General features: G+C 35.2%; 11 protein-coding genes. 2 read left to right on the top strand and 9 right to left on the bottom strand.

Annotated features, from left to right (window positions below):
* The first annotated feature begins 398 nt into the window (after nt 1–398).
* Both NRE15_RS06925 and NRE15_RS06930 read left to right on the top strand, forming a co-directional pair.
* Nucleotides 399–2,612, top strand: coding sequence for a helix-turn-helix domain-containing protein (locus tag NRE15_RS06925; RefSeq protein WP_313794862.1), 2,214 nt, complete (start codon nt 399–401; stop codon nt 2,610–2,612).
* A gap of 267 nt (nt 2,613–2,879) precedes the next feature.
* Nucleotides 2,880–3,305, top strand: coding sequence for an acyl-CoA thioesterase (locus tag NRE15_RS06930; RefSeq protein WP_313794863.1), 426 nt, complete (start codon nt 2,880–2,882; stop codon nt 3,303–3,305).
* A gap of 212 nt (nt 3,306–3,517) precedes the next feature.
* Here NRE15_RS06930 and NRE15_RS06935 read toward each other — a convergent pair whose 3' ends face one another.
* From NRE15_RS06935 to NRE15_RS06975, 9 genes are all read right to left on the bottom strand, one after another.
* Entirely contained in the window at nt 3,518–4,918 is a 1,401-nt protein-coding gene (locus NRE15_RS06935) for an ABC transporter substrate-binding protein (protein ID WP_313794864.1), read from the bottom strand.
* A gap of 141 nt (nt 4,919–5,059) precedes the next feature.
* Nucleotides 5,060–6,079: a carbohydrate ABC transporter permease gene (locus tag NRE15_RS06940; RefSeq protein WP_313794865.1), complete on the bottom strand. Its 1,020-nt coding sequence runs from the start codon at nt 6,077–6,079 to the stop codon at nt 5,060–5,062.
* Nucleotides 6,036–7,007 carry a carbohydrate ABC transporter permease gene (locus NRE15_RS06945; RefSeq protein ID WP_313794866.1) on the bottom strand — a complete coding sequence of 324 codons (972 nt, stop codon included), beginning with the start codon at nt 7,005–7,007 and terminating at the stop codon, nt 6,036–6,038. Before NRE15_RS06945 ends, NRE15_RS06940 begins: the two co-directional genes overlap by 44 nt.
* Complete coding sequence (locus NRE15_RS06950) at nt 7,007–9,403, bottom strand: DUF5696 domain-containing protein (protein ID WP_313794867.1); 2,397 nt, start codon at nt 9,401–9,403, stop codon at nt 7,007–7,009. Before NRE15_RS06950 ends, NRE15_RS06945 begins: the two co-directional genes overlap by 1 nt.
* Complete coding sequence (locus NRE15_RS06955; RefSeq protein ID WP_313794868.1) at nt 9,390–11,453, bottom strand: hypothetical protein; 2,064 nt, start codon at nt 11,451–11,453, stop codon at nt 9,390–9,392. Before NRE15_RS06955 ends, NRE15_RS06950 begins: the two co-directional genes overlap by 14 nt.
* An 8-nt stretch (nt 11,454–11,461) precedes the next feature.
* Nucleotides 11,462–12,331 carry a carbohydrate ABC transporter permease gene (locus NRE15_RS06960; RefSeq protein ID WP_313794869.1) on the bottom strand — a complete coding sequence of 290 codons (870 nt, stop codon included), beginning with the start codon at nt 12,329–12,331 and terminating at the stop codon, nt 11,462–11,464.
* A 14-nt stretch (nt 12,332–12,345) separates the two neighbouring features.
* Nucleotides 12,346–13,254, bottom strand: a complete 909-nt coding sequence (locus tag NRE15_RS06965) for a carbohydrate ABC transporter permease (RefSeq protein ID WP_313794870.1) — start codon at nt 13,252–13,254, stop codon at nt 12,346–12,348.
* On the bottom strand, nt 13,254–16,166 hold the full coding sequence (locus tag NRE15_RS06970) for an extracellular solute-binding protein (protein ID WP_313794871.1): 2,913 nt from the start codon (nt 16,164–16,166) through the stop codon (nt 13,254–13,256). The genes NRE15_RS06965 and NRE15_RS06970 overlap by 1 nt, the downstream gene beginning before the upstream one ends.
* Before the next feature lie 129 nt (nt 16,167–16,295).
* The gene (locus tag NRE15_RS06975; protein ID WP_313794872.1) at nt 16,296–18,062 is read right to left on the bottom strand and encodes a glycoside hydrolase family 2 protein; all 1,767 of its coding nucleotides are present in this window, start codon (nt 18,060–18,062) and stop codon (nt 16,296–16,298) included.
* Nucleotides 18,063–18,078 lie beyond the last annotated feature (16 nt).

Below are 18,078 nucleotides of genomic sequence, written 5' to 3' on the forward strand. Positions count from 1 at the left end.
ATATTCCCCATGATATATCTTAGTATACTTTAAGCAAAATTTCGATACAATTAATTAGATAGTTCACAGGCTAATTTTTCGCAATCACGACAAGTAATTTAGAATCACTATTATTTATTTGTTTTTTTCAGCCTTAATCTAAGTGAAAAGCTAAATTCTTAATCAAAGATAATAAAGATATAAAAAGATACCAAAGAATATTTAATAATCAATATATTGTTTAAGTGCTGTTTCGACTGTATGTGGTATTGATAATGTTACGATTTCAGAAAAATGCTTTGTCTACTAAAGCATATTTTTATTAATTTTAAATTTTTTGCTATTTTATTTCTATCTATCTATAAATTAATTCTATGATATAATGGTAGCGTTATCTTCATTGATTAGGAGGTTATGGATTGAAATATCAGAGAGGTTTTAAAAAAATATTTTTTCCTCTAATTATATATGGATTTATTGTAGCTATCATTTTCTCATGGTTATTTTTACGTGACACATTAAACAATAGTAGTCACATTCAAGCTTTAGCATATACCGAACGCTTGACTCAAGTAACTCATTTAATCGATACTCAATTTAATCAAATGTACCGTATTGTCGATGCATACTGTACAAGTCCACAGTACAATAACTTGATGCAAACATCAATCGATCAATCTGACTCACATCACCTACATAATTTGAATCAAGATGTCCAAAATCTGAAAAGTCTTAATCTCCCCGCTCAAGTAGACTATTCCTTTATTAGTTTAACTAATCGTTGGACTTATCAAAACAAGCAACTACTCCCCTTATCTAAAGCAGACTATGATCAATACTTGTTACACATTGATGCAAAAATGAATTCTAATCCAGAGTGGACACATTCAACAGATGAAATTTATTTTTTAAATTATTTACCTCTTAAAAATCCGATCAAAACTTCAATCATCCGTGGTTCCATTCGCAAAGAAAGCCTTTCAGATACAATCCAAGCGTTTGATTTAACTAATTTAGCTATCCTTGATAATCGTGGCGCGCCATTATTCAACATGGGTCTATCCGAAGTCGCGTTCACTAATCAAATCATTTTTGCTGATACAACACCTAGTCAACCAACTGTAATAGATGATATTATTTATCAAAAGATTCCTTCAACCAATTTGACTATTGCCTCGATTCTTCCAAAACAATCTCTCACACATTATCTCAATGAAAACTGTCTTTTTATTCTTTCTATCCTATGTGCTACGCTGATTGGTCTTATATTTTGTGCCTATTTTTTTGCCTTGATTATCTTTAAGCCGATTGAACAGTTAACCATGATTTTTGATAATGACTCTCACGATTTAACCGAAGTCTATCAATCAATTATAGAATTAAAAAAACAAAATGAAACAAATGAAAAAAGTTTATCGCACTACGAGCCTGTCATCCACCAACAATTTGTCCACTCACTATTAGAAGGTAATATGATAAATAGTGAAGTCCAGGCTTACTTAACGCATTTACAATTAAAGCAAAGTATTACTCATTGTACACGCTTTGTTATACTAATTTCGCAAATTGAACGCTTCGAAGGGGACGATAATTATTTCTGGTCATTTGGAGTGAGTCAATTAATTAGTGAACTCCTACCGATTGATTGCCAATTGAAACCTATAATCATTGATGGTCATAGGCAAGTAACAATCTTAGCCTATAATCATCTCAATAATGCTGAAATCGAAGCGACCGTATTACAGTTAGCCGAAACACTACAAGCCAACATCAAATTTTACTTAAAACTTGATGTAAGTTTTGGAATAAGTAGGGAATTTGACAACTTGATAAATAGTCAGCTAGCGTTTGAAGAGGCATTTCTAGCACTAAGACAGCATATAAAATCTAATCATCCCGTTATCATCTTGTACGATAATTTAACACTTGACAATACAAATAGTAGTATATTTACCTATCCAAAAGATACTGAACTCAAACTGATACAATCAGTTTGTAATGGTGAGCTTGATCATGCCATAATTGATTTAGATGTTTTCTTTAGTCAAATTCAACAAAATTTCGTATCTATTGATATGTTTGAAACCTGTGTTAATCAATTAGTTAACGAATTACTATTACTAGCTTATGAATCTATCCATTCTGAGTTGAATGATGCTATTATTATTGAACGTGAAAATTTGTTAAAACAGATTTTGGATTACCCTAAACCTACTTTTATTAAACCTTTGATAATCCATCAGCTACTTAATCCCCTATGCGAGTTTAACCTAAATAAAACCCAACAAGAAGCCTTACAAATCTCTGAAGCCGTTGTTAGATTGCTACAGAAGGATTGTGGATTAGAGATTACATTGGACTGGGTTGCTAAAGAATTAAATTATAGTCCTAATTATTTGAGTTTTGTATTCAGTAGTCAAATGGGTATTACTTTTTCTGATTTCATCAATAAAGTCCGTATTGAAAAGTGTAAGTATCTATTAACAAACACTGATCTGAAAATACATGAAATTTCAGAACAAATCGGTTATACCCAGCCACAAAATTTCCATCGTTTCTTCAGAACTATGGTCGGTACTACACCTGGAAAGTACCGCAAATTACATAAGACAAATGCTCCCGATATCTTCTAACCAGGTTAAAGAAATCCCCTTACTCAACTAGCTAGTATTAGCTTCGATACTGGCTGGTTATTTTAGTTTTTTTGCTAACATTTACGTAAAAAGGTTAATCAAATGTGGAAATACGTTATAATTAAATAACGCTTGTCAATTTATTTTCCAAACAAACTAAGACGTCGTGCTAGATAGATTACGATATATATCTATATTTTCTAGTAGTAATTGGTAGTGAATTGCAACAAAAATGACTTTGTGATATTTATTTTAGGAGGTTTTTTAGTGTTTTATCGTTATATTCATGAGGTACAGTTTTACGAAACGGATGCAATGCAGATTGTCCATCATTCAAATTATATTCGTTGGTTTGAAGAAGCCCGTATTAGTTTTTTGAGTGAGTTAGGCTATAGTTATAAAAAAATGGAAGATGAAGGCCTTAGCGTTCCTGTTTTAGCCGTCGATTGCCGCTACAAGAAATCCCTGCGATTTGGCGATACAGCCGAGGTTCGAGTGATGATAGATAAGTTTACTCCGATGCGTATGAATTTGTCGTACGAAATTTACAATACAGCAACAGCTGAATTAACAACAACCGGATCATCTGAGCATTGCTTTCTCTTAAGTGAATCAGGTCGCCCAACGTCATTAAAACGCACGCACCCACATATTTTGAAAGCTTTAGAGTCAGCGTTAAAAGAGGATTCATGAAAATTCTCATGATTTTTTTCAGACCTTAGCCGTTTAAAAAGACAAAACACCTTCGAAACGCTATACAGACAGCTTTCGTAAGGTATTTTCTATTTTCATAGTTGTCCACTTAGATCATCAGCATTAAATAGAATTGAGTGGTTTTTTTAAATTGAAAATAAAGCTAGAAAGACACAAAATTTTAATTTTTTGTCTTTCTAGCTAGAGTAATTCTAGTTAAAGAATAATTCATCTAATGCTTCTTGATGGTATTCATTTAATAAGTCGGTTAATTCTTGAGCTACGTCGGCAGGGTTAACTTCACCATTGTATGCTGCATGCTCAATGTTTCCATACTCACCATTAAAGTAAATCTCATCAATCCAGGTGGCAAATCCTGGAATAACTGCACCAGATAAAGGAATTGGCTCTCTAACTACTTCTAACATGTTAGTGTAGTAGTCTTCTTGTGGTAATTCAGCTGCTACACGATCCCAAAGTGCCTCATCATTTACTAAAGGTAAACCATTTGGATAAGGGAAAATCATGTTACCATTATCATCCATTAATACCTCACGAGCATCTAAACGAACTGCCCATCCTTCAGCTCCCCATCCCATAAATTTAAGTAATTCGTATGCTTCTCTTGGATATTCAGTGGCTGAAGATATACCGCCAAAATCAACATATGCTGGCTTATGTAATGTTTCAGCGTTTACCCCACGAGGTACTGGGTATGGCTTGAATCGGATACCGCTATCGATGTATTCTTGCGAATTAAATAGATCCTTTGTCCACCATGCATCTAGTTGCATAGCAATGCGTCCTGAACGTGCTGCCCATAATAAACGGTCACCAAAAGCAGCTTCTGCCTCATCAGTATCAAAGTATGGTGCATGTACACCTGTTCTTACGTATTCGGCTTGTTGTTGCATTGAGTCTGCCCATTCACCTGTTAAGTCAAATGTTTCACCATCCCAACCAAATTCTCCATCAGCATCAGTATTAACGATGGGTGCATAAGTCATAATTTGAGAGAAATCATTGTATCCATAGATACCTTGTTCCGGAACAGTCATTGTCTGCATTAATTCAATCATTTCATCATATGTCCAGTCTACACTTGGCATTGGTTGATTTAAACGTTCGAATACTGCTTCATCTAAGAAAACGGTCATTGGTTGATAAGAAACAGCTGCAGATAATTTTCGTTCGCCATCTAAATATCCTTTATCTTTAAGCGTTTCTAAAACAAGTTCATTATCTGGATCATTTTCCCAATACTCTGTCATATCGCCAAACCAGCCATTAACAATAGCGATATCGACATTACCCATATACCAGAAGGCGTCAGGTAAGTTACCTGCTGCTGCCATGTTAACCAATTGATCCATATAACCATCTTGTTGAATTTCTACGATTTCAACAGTGATGTTAGGATATTTTTCCATAAAACGTTGAGCTTGTAATTCTTTAACACCAATGTATTCCCAACCTGCAAAGGTTAAAGTAATTTCATCAGTCGTCATTTCTGGTAATCCATCTTGAGCTTCAACTGCTGCTAATGGTGAAAAACCACTTAAAATAGAAGAAGCTAAAACAACACTTGTAATTGTTTTTAATAGTTTTTTCATGTATTTTCTCCTTTGAAAATATATTTGTTATTGCTATATGTATTAAACAGAAAGAAAACAGTGACTTCTTAGCGACATGGCAACGTTTTACTTAAAATAACCTGAGTCATTCCCCCTTTGTTAGAATCAACTTTGGTTTTTTTACTCACCAGTAATCCCTGAATTATCAACACTTTCAGTGAAATACTTTTGTAAGAAGAAGTAAGTAATTAATAAAGGGATTAAGGTCAACATAGTTCCAGCCATGGTAATTCCTTCATTAATGTTCATTGTTCCTGTGTCTGCAGCCGGGTACATTCTTTCGTATGTAGATCTAAATGAGGCTAAGGACATCTGTAAGGTGACCCAATTACGACTTTCTGTTGAAGCCCCACCCGTTAAGTAGAGATTGACTAAATACGTTTCATTCCAGTACCAAACAAACGAAAATAGGAAAACGATAATAATGGCTGGTGTTGCCATTGGAATCCCAATTCTAAAGAAGTTCGTCCATTCACTCGCCCCATCAACTTCAGCGGCTTCATACAGCGATTTCGGCGTTTGTCTAAAGAATTGATAATAGATCAAAATAAATATCGTGCTTTTAATCCCTTGTCCTAGTGCTGCTGGTATTAAGAAAGCCTTTATAGAACCAAGTAAACCTAAATCACTATATAAAACATAAGTTGGCATCATTAATACTTGTGGAGGAACAATAAAACTAAATATCATCAAAAATAGTAGGGTGCGTTTAAACGGAAACTCGAATCGAGCAAATCCATAACCTACAAGAGCCGTAACTACAACTTGAAATAAAGTTGGAAATAATGAGATGACAATACTTCCTAAGAGTGATTCTTTAAAATTTAAAGCAGAGATTGCTTGACGATAGTTATCAAAATATAATTCTGATGGGATCCAACGTATAGATGTATCCAACAAATCACTTAATGATTTAAAGCTAGTTGTTACCATAAAGAGCAGTGGATAGAGGTAAACAAATCCTATCGTTATTAATAGCAAATAAATACCAGCTTGAATTAACCAACCATTCCGGTCATTAGTACCAAATAATCGTTTACGAACTGGAATCCAGTATTTTGACGTAAAATTCTCCCATTTTACTCTAAATGAGGTTTTATTTTGTTGGAGGCGTTGCTTGTTGGTCAACTGGTTTTGCATAATGAATTCCTCCTTTATAGCTTGGTGTTTTTCTACGTTTTACGATTTGGCTTTGGTTACTCTTTTTATTGGTATCTCGGAATAAGAAGAAGATAACACCAACTAGACCTAAGACAATAACCGCATACATCCATGCCATAGCTGAAGCAAACCCATACCCTCGTGTAGCAGCAAACATATTGTTGTATATTAAGTTAATGACACTGTTTTGGTCACTATTAGATAAGGTAATCAAGGTGTATAACGCATTTAAAAAAATCATTGGTTTTAATACAGGTAGCGTGATTTTCCAGAAGCACTCCCAGGCTGAACCCCCATCAATTTTTGCAGCCTCATATAAACTTTTATCAATCTTCTGTAACCCAGCTAGGAAAATTAAGATTTGAACCCCTGAATTCCATAAGATTAGAATCATTTCGGAAAATAAAGTGGCTATAGGTGCCGCTAACCACATCGGCAAAAAACTCTGCAAAATCATATTGATTGTTGACATATCTAACATAGGGATTTGCGCTGCACCTTGTGACATTAATTGATTCATTACAGGACCTGAAACAATTATTACAGGTAAAAAAAAGATGGAACGAAAAACTCCCTTAAACTTAATTTTCGAGTTTAGCATCATGGCGATTAATAGTGAAAAGATTACGATGACTGGAACTCTGAGTAACACACTTATAAAATAACCTAAAAGTTCTTGAACAAAGAACATATCTTTTAGAAAAATATCACGGTAATTATCCAGTCCATCAAAGCGATACACACGACCTGTTGGCCTTAACCGAATGGTATTTAGACTAAAATAAAATGATTGAACTAATGGCCACAATACAAAAATGAAGAACCCAATCAACCAAGGTAGAAGAAACAGCAGACCAGTAATGGCTTTACGTCGATTAATTTTATTTTTTCTTACTTTTTTCTTCATTATTTCACCACCTTATAGGATTGACTCGTTAATTCGATTTCGTCAATTTCTGTATCAAAGTCATTAAAGTTGACATAAACGACACTACCGTTATCATATGTAACCACTGAAACTCCGTCATTGGATTGATAATCTGTAATCATCCCTTCACCAATAGCTTGGTGGGCAGCTTCTAACTCTTTATAATTTTGAACGATTTCTTCAAAATATAGTTCATATTGTGACGAATAAACCCAAGATAAGTTTGTTTGATGTAATTCACTTGAATTTTCATACGTTAACAAATAGGATGGACTAACGCCGGTTTCCACTAATCGCAAGAAGAAATCTCTTGAATTTGGTTCAAAGTTTGAATAGCTGGCATACAATGGAATCCGTCCATTTAAGGCTAAAGACATAAATGGTACTTGTTGATCCTCAAAAATATACGACGATGAGTTTAATGGGATATTGTACAAGGCATCCGCATATTTCCAATAAGGCATAAATGGTTCATCCAAAATTAATTGCTTACTTTCGCTCAAGTTAGCAATTGAATCTTCAAAGATTTTGGCAGTATGTACCCGATCTAATTCCGAATTATTTTTTAAATATGAGAATAGATTATTGGGAAAACCAGTTAAGGCCATGTTCTCAATTTCAAATGAACTTACACGACTATTTAAACGGCTAACGGCTTCTTCAGGCTCCAAAAAGTTGAAAGATTCAAATACTTTTCCAAAAACAGCTTCATTATACACCCGACGATTGTATTTTTTTACTAAGTTAGATCCAACTTCTAACGATAGATGTGGATTAAATCTTAAACCATCATCTGCTAGATAGATTGGGAAATTCTCACTATACTTATCGATTAATGAATTGATCCCCTCATTGCCTCCAAGGACACCATCGACTGAATAGCTTGTTTGACCTAATGCACCAGAGTAACCATTTGTTTCCCAACCTTGATATATAATCATAAGTTGTTCAACTCCTGAAGCCACTAACGCTTCAAGCATTTCATCTGCTTGTTCAAATGTAGTCATTTGAACCGAAGAATTATTAATCAAACCTTGTTCTAATTCAGTACCCATAAAGTCTAATCGCATCCCAAAATCAATAACTGGTTGCGTTTCATTTAAAACGAGTGTATCTGTTTCATCTAAGAAAGTTCTAAATTGATCTACTAAGCCCATTAAGTCAGCTTGGTCTTGGGAAACAAAGTAGTAATTTGTTTTTATATCAATATCATTCCTAGTCCGTTGACGGATGGTAATTGTTCCACTCGTTCGACTCGTCGACTGATTGTAAAATTGACGTAAAACAAATTTACTCGTAATCCAGTTATAGGGAAGGATTGCACCATTTGGATAAGCTTCTACCCAAGCATGATAATCCCCTTCTTCTACAGTTGCCAAGAATCCAAAGCCTTTTTCTTCATGAATCATTCCGTAATACGGTGCCATGATTTGATGCGGTGGGTTAGTAGTTACCATATTGAACAATCGCGATAAGACATAGGGTTCATCAATCCCAATATTTTGTCCATAAATCATCTCTGAGTAGGGCTGTTTGAATTGCCCTTGATTATCTTCTAGATTGATGATAGCCCCTGAGCCGTCAGGGATTAACATAAAACCTGATTCTTCATCAAGTTTGGAATATCCTAAATAAGGATAAACATAGACATTTCCCACTTTGTAAGTATCAGAATTTTCATAGATAGTGTCTTTTGGAATTTCAACACTTAATTTATTTCCATCAAGTGATACTACTAAGGTATAACCAAACTCAAAATCGGGATAATCTACATCTGCTTCAAAACCATTAGCTGTAATTCTAATTTCTTTTGTCGGCTCACCAGAGTACATATCAGCTTGTGAATAAACGATATTGGTATTGATTAAATACTCAATGACAACACCTGAACGAACAAAGTTTTGCCATTTTTCATTACTTTGCACAGGATTTTCTACAGTAGAATACATCACTGCGCCACTTTCTTTATCCCTCATAATAATTGAAAGATTTTCTTCTTTTAAATAGAGTGCTAATTGATCGTTCTCTGCAATTTTTTCATGATTATCAATGATATTCTCGTCATCTTCTATAATGCTTGGACGATTTTCTAATTGCTCATTTTCAGAAGTGAAATCTTCAACTGCTTCATTTGTGATAGGGGGCATTGGTATTTCTTCCCCATCAAGGACGGCCAAATCTTCGGTCCCTTCAGTCACTTCTTCGGTTTCTGCCAACTCTTCTTCCGTCACAGGAAGTTCGGTTGGATCAGGCGGTAAAACCGTTGTAGTCGAGCTTCCTCGTGTATCTATAAATAAATACAGGGTTAAGCCAGCAACAAACAGGACAAATATCACTAATCGCAGATTATTTTTTATAAAATTACGAAAATCCAAGACGTCTCACCACCTCTGAATATAATGACTCAATGAAATTCCACAATTGATTAAAGAGAACATATAGAATGAATATAACCACTGCAGCAATGAAAATCGCAAAGACTGTTAGGAAGAATGTCCGAATGAATTCTCGAATATTGTACCCATTTAACTCGCATAATGAAGCGACCACCAGGACAATTACCCAAGTAATCATAATGACCGTTCCAAACTGCAGTAAAAACTGTTCATTAAGCGTAATGACATTACTTAGTAGCAATAAGACCCACTGAATGGTTATATAAGGTCCTAAACTATAGACAAAGGCATGTACTGTTTGTCTAAAGGTTGCTTCCCCTTCAGTAATGGTCGTAATCAAATAAGTGAATACGACAACGAAGAAACTCACCACCACAAAAATCAAAATATCTTGCGGAAGACTATACTGTCCATCTTGTACGGTAGTAAAAATAAACCCTGTGAAATATTTATTAACAATAAATGTGAAAATCGCAAACAGATAAATGATGAGTGTCGACCAATTACTTGTCTTTTTCTCATATTGAATGCCATAAGCTCCATCAATCGGATGTCTCATAAAATAAAAGACATAGCTTAGTTGTTGGATTAACTTCAATCCCCTAAACTTACGATAACCACGTCCAAAGGCTGTATCCTTCAAATACTTTTCGTAGATCCAGCGATAGACACGATATAAAACAAACAACATAATGATAATAAATATCATCAAAATAATGTTTTCACGTAACCAAACATTTCTAACTTCCCAATAAGCATCTGAATAACCTCTTGTATTTTTAGCACTTCTAAAAGAGGTCATAGCATTTTCAAAATCTTCATCTCTAAAATAAGCTTCGCCAAGCCCTAAGTAAGCAAAGTCAAATTGAGCATTCATCTTGATGATTTCATCCCAATATGCTTTACTTTCTGTATAACGTCCATTTTGATACAAATCTAAAGCATGATGTAAGGTGTTGGTAAATTCTGTGGGTTGAAAGACTTCAATTTTGTTATTGAGTTGATCCAATGTATAAATTCTTCCATTATCATCCACATCAATGCCTACCCCTCGGCTGATTAAACCAGCTCGTTGGTATCCAACATCTGGTCCTGAAAAGAGGAATAAGAACTCACCCTCAGAAGTATATTCATAAATATAACCATTTTCAGCTAAGACGTAGATATTCTCATAATTACCTATAGCAACACTGCTTGGATAAGGAATATAGTTGGGATCGAGTAAGTTCAATCCTCCCATATTCAATTTTTTTAACACATCATTGATACTTTCATTTGCTGTTACGGTATAGAGCAATCCACGGTCATCAATTGATAAATTAGTTGCAGTATTAGGTGCCGAATCTAACATTCTATCCAATTGTTCATCCGTAAAAATGATTTTTCTAAAACGCGTCATTAATGATTCGACAGTTGAATTCGGTGCAAAGTAACCAAGAAACTCGCCTTCTGTTTGGGCATTCAACATAATAATCCCATTATTATTACCTCTAGAAATTACATAAACATTTTCACGATCATCGACTGCAATTTTTAGCGGATAGAACGGTGTATTAATCCCGTAAGATGGAGCATCAGGTCGTTCAAAGATATGTTCCTCATTACCCTGTGCATCGAAAACAAAAATCTTCCCAGCGGTATCATCTGCTACAAACAATTTGCCTTCATCCGTAACAAAAATACCAACCGGTGTAGCAAACTGATCATGTGTAATTTCACTAACAAAATCCCCTTGGAAATCCAAGACAACAATCCGTCGATTATTAGTATCGGCTATGTATAGCATTTCATCTGGACCAATTTTTAAGTCTGAGGGATTCCGAAAACCAACACCCTCAGTAATCGTAAACGAATCAACTGGCTCATAACCCGTTTGTGTTTCAACGTAATCGTTATAACCATTTTGGGTATAAGTTCGATAGGCAGTTTCGGCACGCACTAAGGTTGGTAGAATCAAATTAACTAATGTTAATACAGCGATAATAATGATACTTAAATTTTTAAACGGTTGACCTTTAGTATGCTTCATTGACTCACCTACTTAATTCCAGAATGACTCATCGTATTCATAACATTACTTTGAAGAATGATGAATAGGACTAAGTTAGGAATGAACATTATTAACGATGATGCTGCGGCAATCCCTTGGCCAACAACCATATTAGTTTGTGAAGCAAAAGTACTTAGATAAAAGGCTAAAGTTCTCATTGAATCACTTGTTATAAACAATTGAGACGTTTCTAAATTATTCCAAACTGCTTGGAATACTAACAAAGCTGCCGTTGCGATAGCCGGTTTGATTAGTGGCATAATTACTTTCCAATAGACGGTCCATTCACTGGCGCCATCAATGACACTGGCTTCAATCAACTCATCAGGGACTTGATCGATAAATTGTTTGATTAAAAATAACCCAATTGGCATAGCTAATACTGGCAAGATATGCGCTAAATACGAATTTTCAATTCCCAGTACTGTAATGATGATGTAGCGCGGTATGGTTACCGCAGTAGGCACAAACATTAAAGCAGCGTTATTTATTTCAAGACCAATCTTTTTCCCACGGAATTTCTTTTTAGAAAGGGCATAAGCTGCCATTGATGATAGTAAAATTGAAACTACCACAACGATAATCGTCACTAATAAACTATTAAACAAATATCGGCTAATTGGAATATTGGATATTTGCGATACTTTGAGTAAGTTCCGGAAGTTATCTAAACTTGGATTTTTTACAATAAATGTCGGCGGAAAGGCAAAGAGCTCTCCAATCGGTTTAAAGGCGTGATTAAAAATAAATATCAACGGTAAAATCATAAAAGCAACGAAGGGAGCTAATATGATATAAAATTTAATTTGACTACGATCAAATTTTTTCGGGTTAATCCCTACTTTTCTATAAGCCATAATAGTCTCCTTTCTTAATCAGACTCTGAGAATAGACGTTTAGCGATATAACTAAATAGATAAATAATTATCAAAAGAATAACCGAAACGGCTGCGGCATATCCCATTTCATAGCGTTGGAAACCATAATCATCGATATGGTTAACAATTAGCTGTCCTGCATAAGACCCTGTTACGGGGTTTGACCCAGTCAATTGAACTCCAATAAGACCGTTAGAGAAGGCACCTACAATGGACATTACAGCTCCAAATAACATTTGTGGTTTCATAGATGGGATAGTGATGTAAATTAACTCTTGAAATCTATTGCTTACACCATCAATAGCAGCGGCTTCGTATAGTTCACGATCACCGTTTAAAACGCCAGCCATCATAGCTAAGAATCCTACCCCCATACTTCCCCACAAGGCAACAATAATCATGATAGGTAAAATAAAACGTGAATCAGTGGTCCAAATGATTGGTTCATTAATGAAACCAAACTGCATGAGTATTCCATTGAGGTATCCCGATTCATTACCACTAAAGATGATTCGCCAGACAACTGTCATAGCAACGCCGGCAGTCATTGATGGTGAGTAAAATATTAAGGCTAATATAGTTCTTGGTACTCGTGTTAATTGTGCCAAAATCCAAGCTAATAAGAAGCCTAATACATATCCTCCAGGACCAACAATAAGTGAGAATATAATCGTGTTTGGTAAGACATATTGCATAAATATTTCATCTTGAGTGAGTAAATTAATATAGTTTAAAAAGCCCACAAAACCAGGAAATTCAATCGAGTTAAAGTTGGTAAACGATAAAGTAATAGCTAAAATAATCGGTACGATAATAAAGATTGAGAACAAGATGGCATAAGGTAAAATAAACTTATAGGCAGTCCGTTCTTGTCTTTTTTCAAGCGAAACTGTACGTTCCATTAATTGTCCTCCTCCCTAATTGCAGCTGCTGGATCTATTTCTGGTAATGGATAAGGTTCTGCCCACTGACCATCTTGGATATAGCCAAATTCTTCCAATTTTCTTAAGATTTCACGATTTATCCGTTTAATGGACAAATCGGCTGAACGTCTTAAGTTTTCTCCATCTACAACCACAGAGGTATATAAACGACTAACTTCACGTTCAATCATGTAGCCTCCTAAAACACGTGGAACTTCAGCAATCCATTCAGATTGTTCTAAAATGACTTGCTTATGTTTAGTTGACCAAGGTAATTGTTCAAAGGCAGTTAAGTTAGCGGTATTCCACATATACTCTTGTCCAAAAGTTGTTTGTAAGGTATTTCCAAATTGAACTTGAATCTCAGCTGAATGCCACCATTTTAAAAACTCCCATGCTTCATCCTTCATTTCACTATTAGAGAACATGATGGAACTTTCTGCTCCACCTGATGTCCATCGTTCTACTACCCCATCTTCATTTTCGACTCCAGGTGTCAGAGCAATTTCCCATAAATTTGCAATCTCAGGTGCTGCATTAAGTAGTAAATTGTAGTTTCCATAATCTGAAATACCAATTGGAATTGTTCCATCTCTAAATTGTTGATAAAAACTTGGAACATCCACTGGCATACTGTAAATGGTAAACAAATCAGTTAAATCACGAACACCTGATAACGTTTCTTCTGTTGCTAAACCCGTTCTTAAGATATCTTCAGTGAAGAAATTCCCTCCACTTTGATAAACCAAAGGCATAGTCCACGGGAATATTTTAAAGGCAGTTCCTAGCGTTGCCGTTGGGTAGAACATGTTCATTCCTCGTTGATTTAAGGCTGGCAACATATTAACAACATCTTCCATCGTTTCTGGCACAGGTAAGGCGAGTGATTCCAGAACATCCCTACGATAAAATAAAACGTAAAAGTTCATCGTTTCTGGTAAGGCATAGCTTTCCTCTCCAATTGATGCTGGTATCAATAAATTTGGTGCGTAATCAGCAACAACTTCATCATATCCTTCATAACTTGAAAGTTCTTCCAATGCCCCTCTGATAGCTAAATCAAACGGCACAGCATAACCCACTCCTAAAGCTACATCGGGCTCATTTCCAGCACTGTTGGCAAGGATTAATTTATTTTGATCTGGCATAATCGATAAATCGACTGCAATACCTGTTTGAGCAGTAAAGCTTTGATCAATCATTTGTTGCATAATTTCAATATATTGTCTTGGTCGATTAACCCACACTTGTAAGTTGTCAGAGTTAACTTTTACTTCATAGTCTTGTTCACCGAAAGTTTGTAAAAAGCGTGAAACAGAATTCCCCGCTCTTTGCATAAAATTCAAATGATCTATTCTTGGTGCTTGCGCTTGATGTAAAATAATTTGATCAATTGATACGCCATTATTATTTGACGTTTGAATTAAGGTAGCGAGCTGAGCCGTGACAGATGAGCCACCCTTGGCTAATTCATTCCAACGATTTGGAATACGTCGTGGTTCATTACCTAAATTTTCTAATTGCTTACGAGCAATGTCTAATTGTTGAAAAGCACCGGGTACGACATCTGTTTGACCAAGTTCTTTAACCGTTTCAATCATTCCTTCAAGTTCAGATGACCAGCCTAAAATCATTTCTGGAATTCCTGGTAAATAATTGTCTAAATCAATGTCGCGACGTAAATCGATATTGGCTCCTAACAGATTTTCAATATTTAAGGATAATCCTTGGATTTCCAATACCATTTCCTCCAATCGTTGCATAACATTTTGTAATGGACTCATGGTAATTGACAGACTAATTTCTTGCGTTCCAGCTTCTAAATATACTGGCACAGCTTGATGGGTCTCTGGATGTTGCATCGTGTAAATTTGATAAGATGAACTATATGGAATTTGTTGATTTAAAAAACTTTCTGATGGATACTGTCCATTGATTGTTACATTTAAATAGACAGGAAAATCAGGTTTAACGTCTTGTTGATAATGTAAACTGATATAATAATAACCATTTTCAGGAACATCAACGTGATAAGTTACCGTGTCACCTGCTTGTTTAAATGACGCACCATCTAAATAATTCAAAACTCTTGAAGTTGCATTATAGGGTGTTAAAGCATCATTAAAAGCCGCTGCTGGTCGGATGGATGAGTCGCTTTGAGAAACTATGCTCTCACCTTGAATAATTATATTCGCATTACCTTCTGGTGTTTGGGTACTATCACTCGCTAAGTTCATTGAAGGAATTTCAGCTTCATTTAATAGATGTATCCGCTTGAATTTTAAAGCACCTTCGGTACTCGTAAACTTAATGGTATTACTACCTCTATTTAATTGAATAACGAAGGGATGATCATAGTAGCCATTTCTTGCTGTTAGGTATCCAATTTGATCAGCAACTACTTTTTTTACTTCCGGCGCAATTTCATTGCCATAGCGATCGACAACAATGTCACCAACACGTGACCATAAACCACTAAATGCTATATTTTGCATTTCTTGGTACTGTGATTCGCCATTAACTTCCATCATGACCGTTGTTGGTAAGATACTTTCTTTATCATCTAGGTATTCTAAGACAAAGTAATACAGCCCATCTTCAGGAGCTTCAAAATCAAATTGCAGCTCACCTAGGTTGTCTAATTCAAGGTATTCCCCTTGAAGAGCATCTACGGATATATCATCTAACTCAGCTAATTCAATTGTAATACTCTCGCCATCATAAATTTCCACATTGTTTTGCATAGCTTCTTCTAAATAGGCATTGTAGAGTGGTAGTGTATTGGCGTTAATTTGAGCACTGACAATCAACGGAGTAACCATAGTTGATGCAGCTAGGATAGTAACGATGACTAGTATCATCGTTATTTTAATCGCATTAAACACTCTCATTTCTTATCTCCATTCTTAGATAAATTCTGTTTCCTTAGGTTTAAGGATTATAAGAATTAATCCAATCCACCTTCAGTAAGTTTTGATAAACCTCTCGTAATGTTTTAAAACTTACTCAAGGAGCTAAAATTATCTAGTTCTTCTTTCGTTGATCTTTTTAATTGGTTCAACAGGTAATTTAAATTCGCGATTAGTAAATAATAGTCCATTAACTTCTTGTTCAACATCGGTTAATTGTGTATAACAATAGCCGCTAACGTATGGGATTTTTTGTATAGCTAGATGAATAGCATCGAACCTTTCCATAAAACTTTCTTCATCGGACATTTTTTCACCATAGCCCCAACCACTACCATCTTCAAAGGCGATACCACCAAATTCGGAAATAATAACAGGTTGACCTTGGTAATTGTAACCTTTAGCGAATGCATACCAATCTTTGTTGAATTGCACTTGATTATTTACAATGGCATCTTTATTACTATAACGAGCGAGTAACTCTTCACCGACTGCGTCATAATCATGTAAAGTAATGACATCCGATATTGTATGTTCCCAACCATCATTGGTTACCACTAATCTTGTTGGATCAATGGCTTTAGTTAAGTAATAAATACCATTAACAAAGGCTTGTTGTTCTTTATCATCCTGGATGTTTTTAATCCCCCATGATTCATTAAAGGGTACCCAAGTAATGATGCTTGGATGGTTTTGGAATTGACGAATGATTCTTATCCATTCATCGGTTACAGCTTCCACACTTTTATCTGAGAATGAATAATGCGATGGCATTTCTGACCAAACTAACATCCCATTTTTATCGCATAAATATAAGAAGCGTTCATCTTCGATTTTTTGATGTTTTCTTAAACCGTTGTATCCCAACTCTTTAGTTCTTTGAATATCTAACTCGAGTGCCTCCACACTAGGTGGTGTTAGACCACTTTCAGGCCAGTAGCCTTGATCGAGAACTAACCGTTGGTACAAACCGCGTTTATTTATTATGACTTGATCTCCTTGGACTTCAATGGTTCGCATTCCAAAACACGAAACAAAATGATCAATAACTTCATCTTGTTCATCGGTAATAGTCACGGTTAAGTCGTATAAATTCGGATGATAAGGATGCCATACTCTAGTTCCCCAGGTATCATCAATACCGACTTTAGTATCTAATACATACGTTTTCATTTCTCGAGTTAACGGTAGTTTTACTGAATCTGCTATTTGATTTTCAATCGATGCCTCTAATTTGACAGTTAGTTCTTCTTTTTCCAATAAATTAAGGAGATTTTGATTCAGGTCTAAAGTGATATTTATTTGATCTTTTGGTAAATCAGCAACAAGTTTAACTTGATTAACACGTGTTTGTTTGGCTTTTTCAATCCAGACAGATTTCCAAATTCCTGTTGTTTGAACATACCAGCATCCAAAGTTATCTTTTAACCATCGTTGTTTTCCTCGTGGTTGATTCGTTGATAAGGAATCTGTGACTTTTACAGTAATAACGTTATCTCCGATAACGGCATAATCATGTAAATCAAATGAGAAACGTGTGTAACCTCCGATATGATCGCCTAATTTGAAACCATTTAACCAAACAGAGGTGATATAATCACTAGCTTCAAAGTTTAAAACATAGTCTAAATCGTCTAATTGCACCGTATTTTGATACCATACAATAGGATGTTGTATTTCATCATGAATACCACTTGCGATAGTTTCATAAGTGAATGGTACATTAATGACTTGCGTTTCTTCTAAGGTTGATTCAAACCAACGTTCTTTCTCACCTTGGTTAACATCATCAAATTTAAAATTCCATTGGCCATCTAAGTCAATCCATTCATCTCGCATCAATTGTGGGCGTGGATAATTCCGTCTTTTATCGTTCATAAGGTCTCCTCAAAGA

This window comes from Fundicoccus culcitae (assembly GCF_024661895.1).
GTDB lineage: Bacteria > Bacillota > Bacilli > Lactobacillales > Aerococcaceae > Fundicoccus_A > Fundicoccus_A culcitae.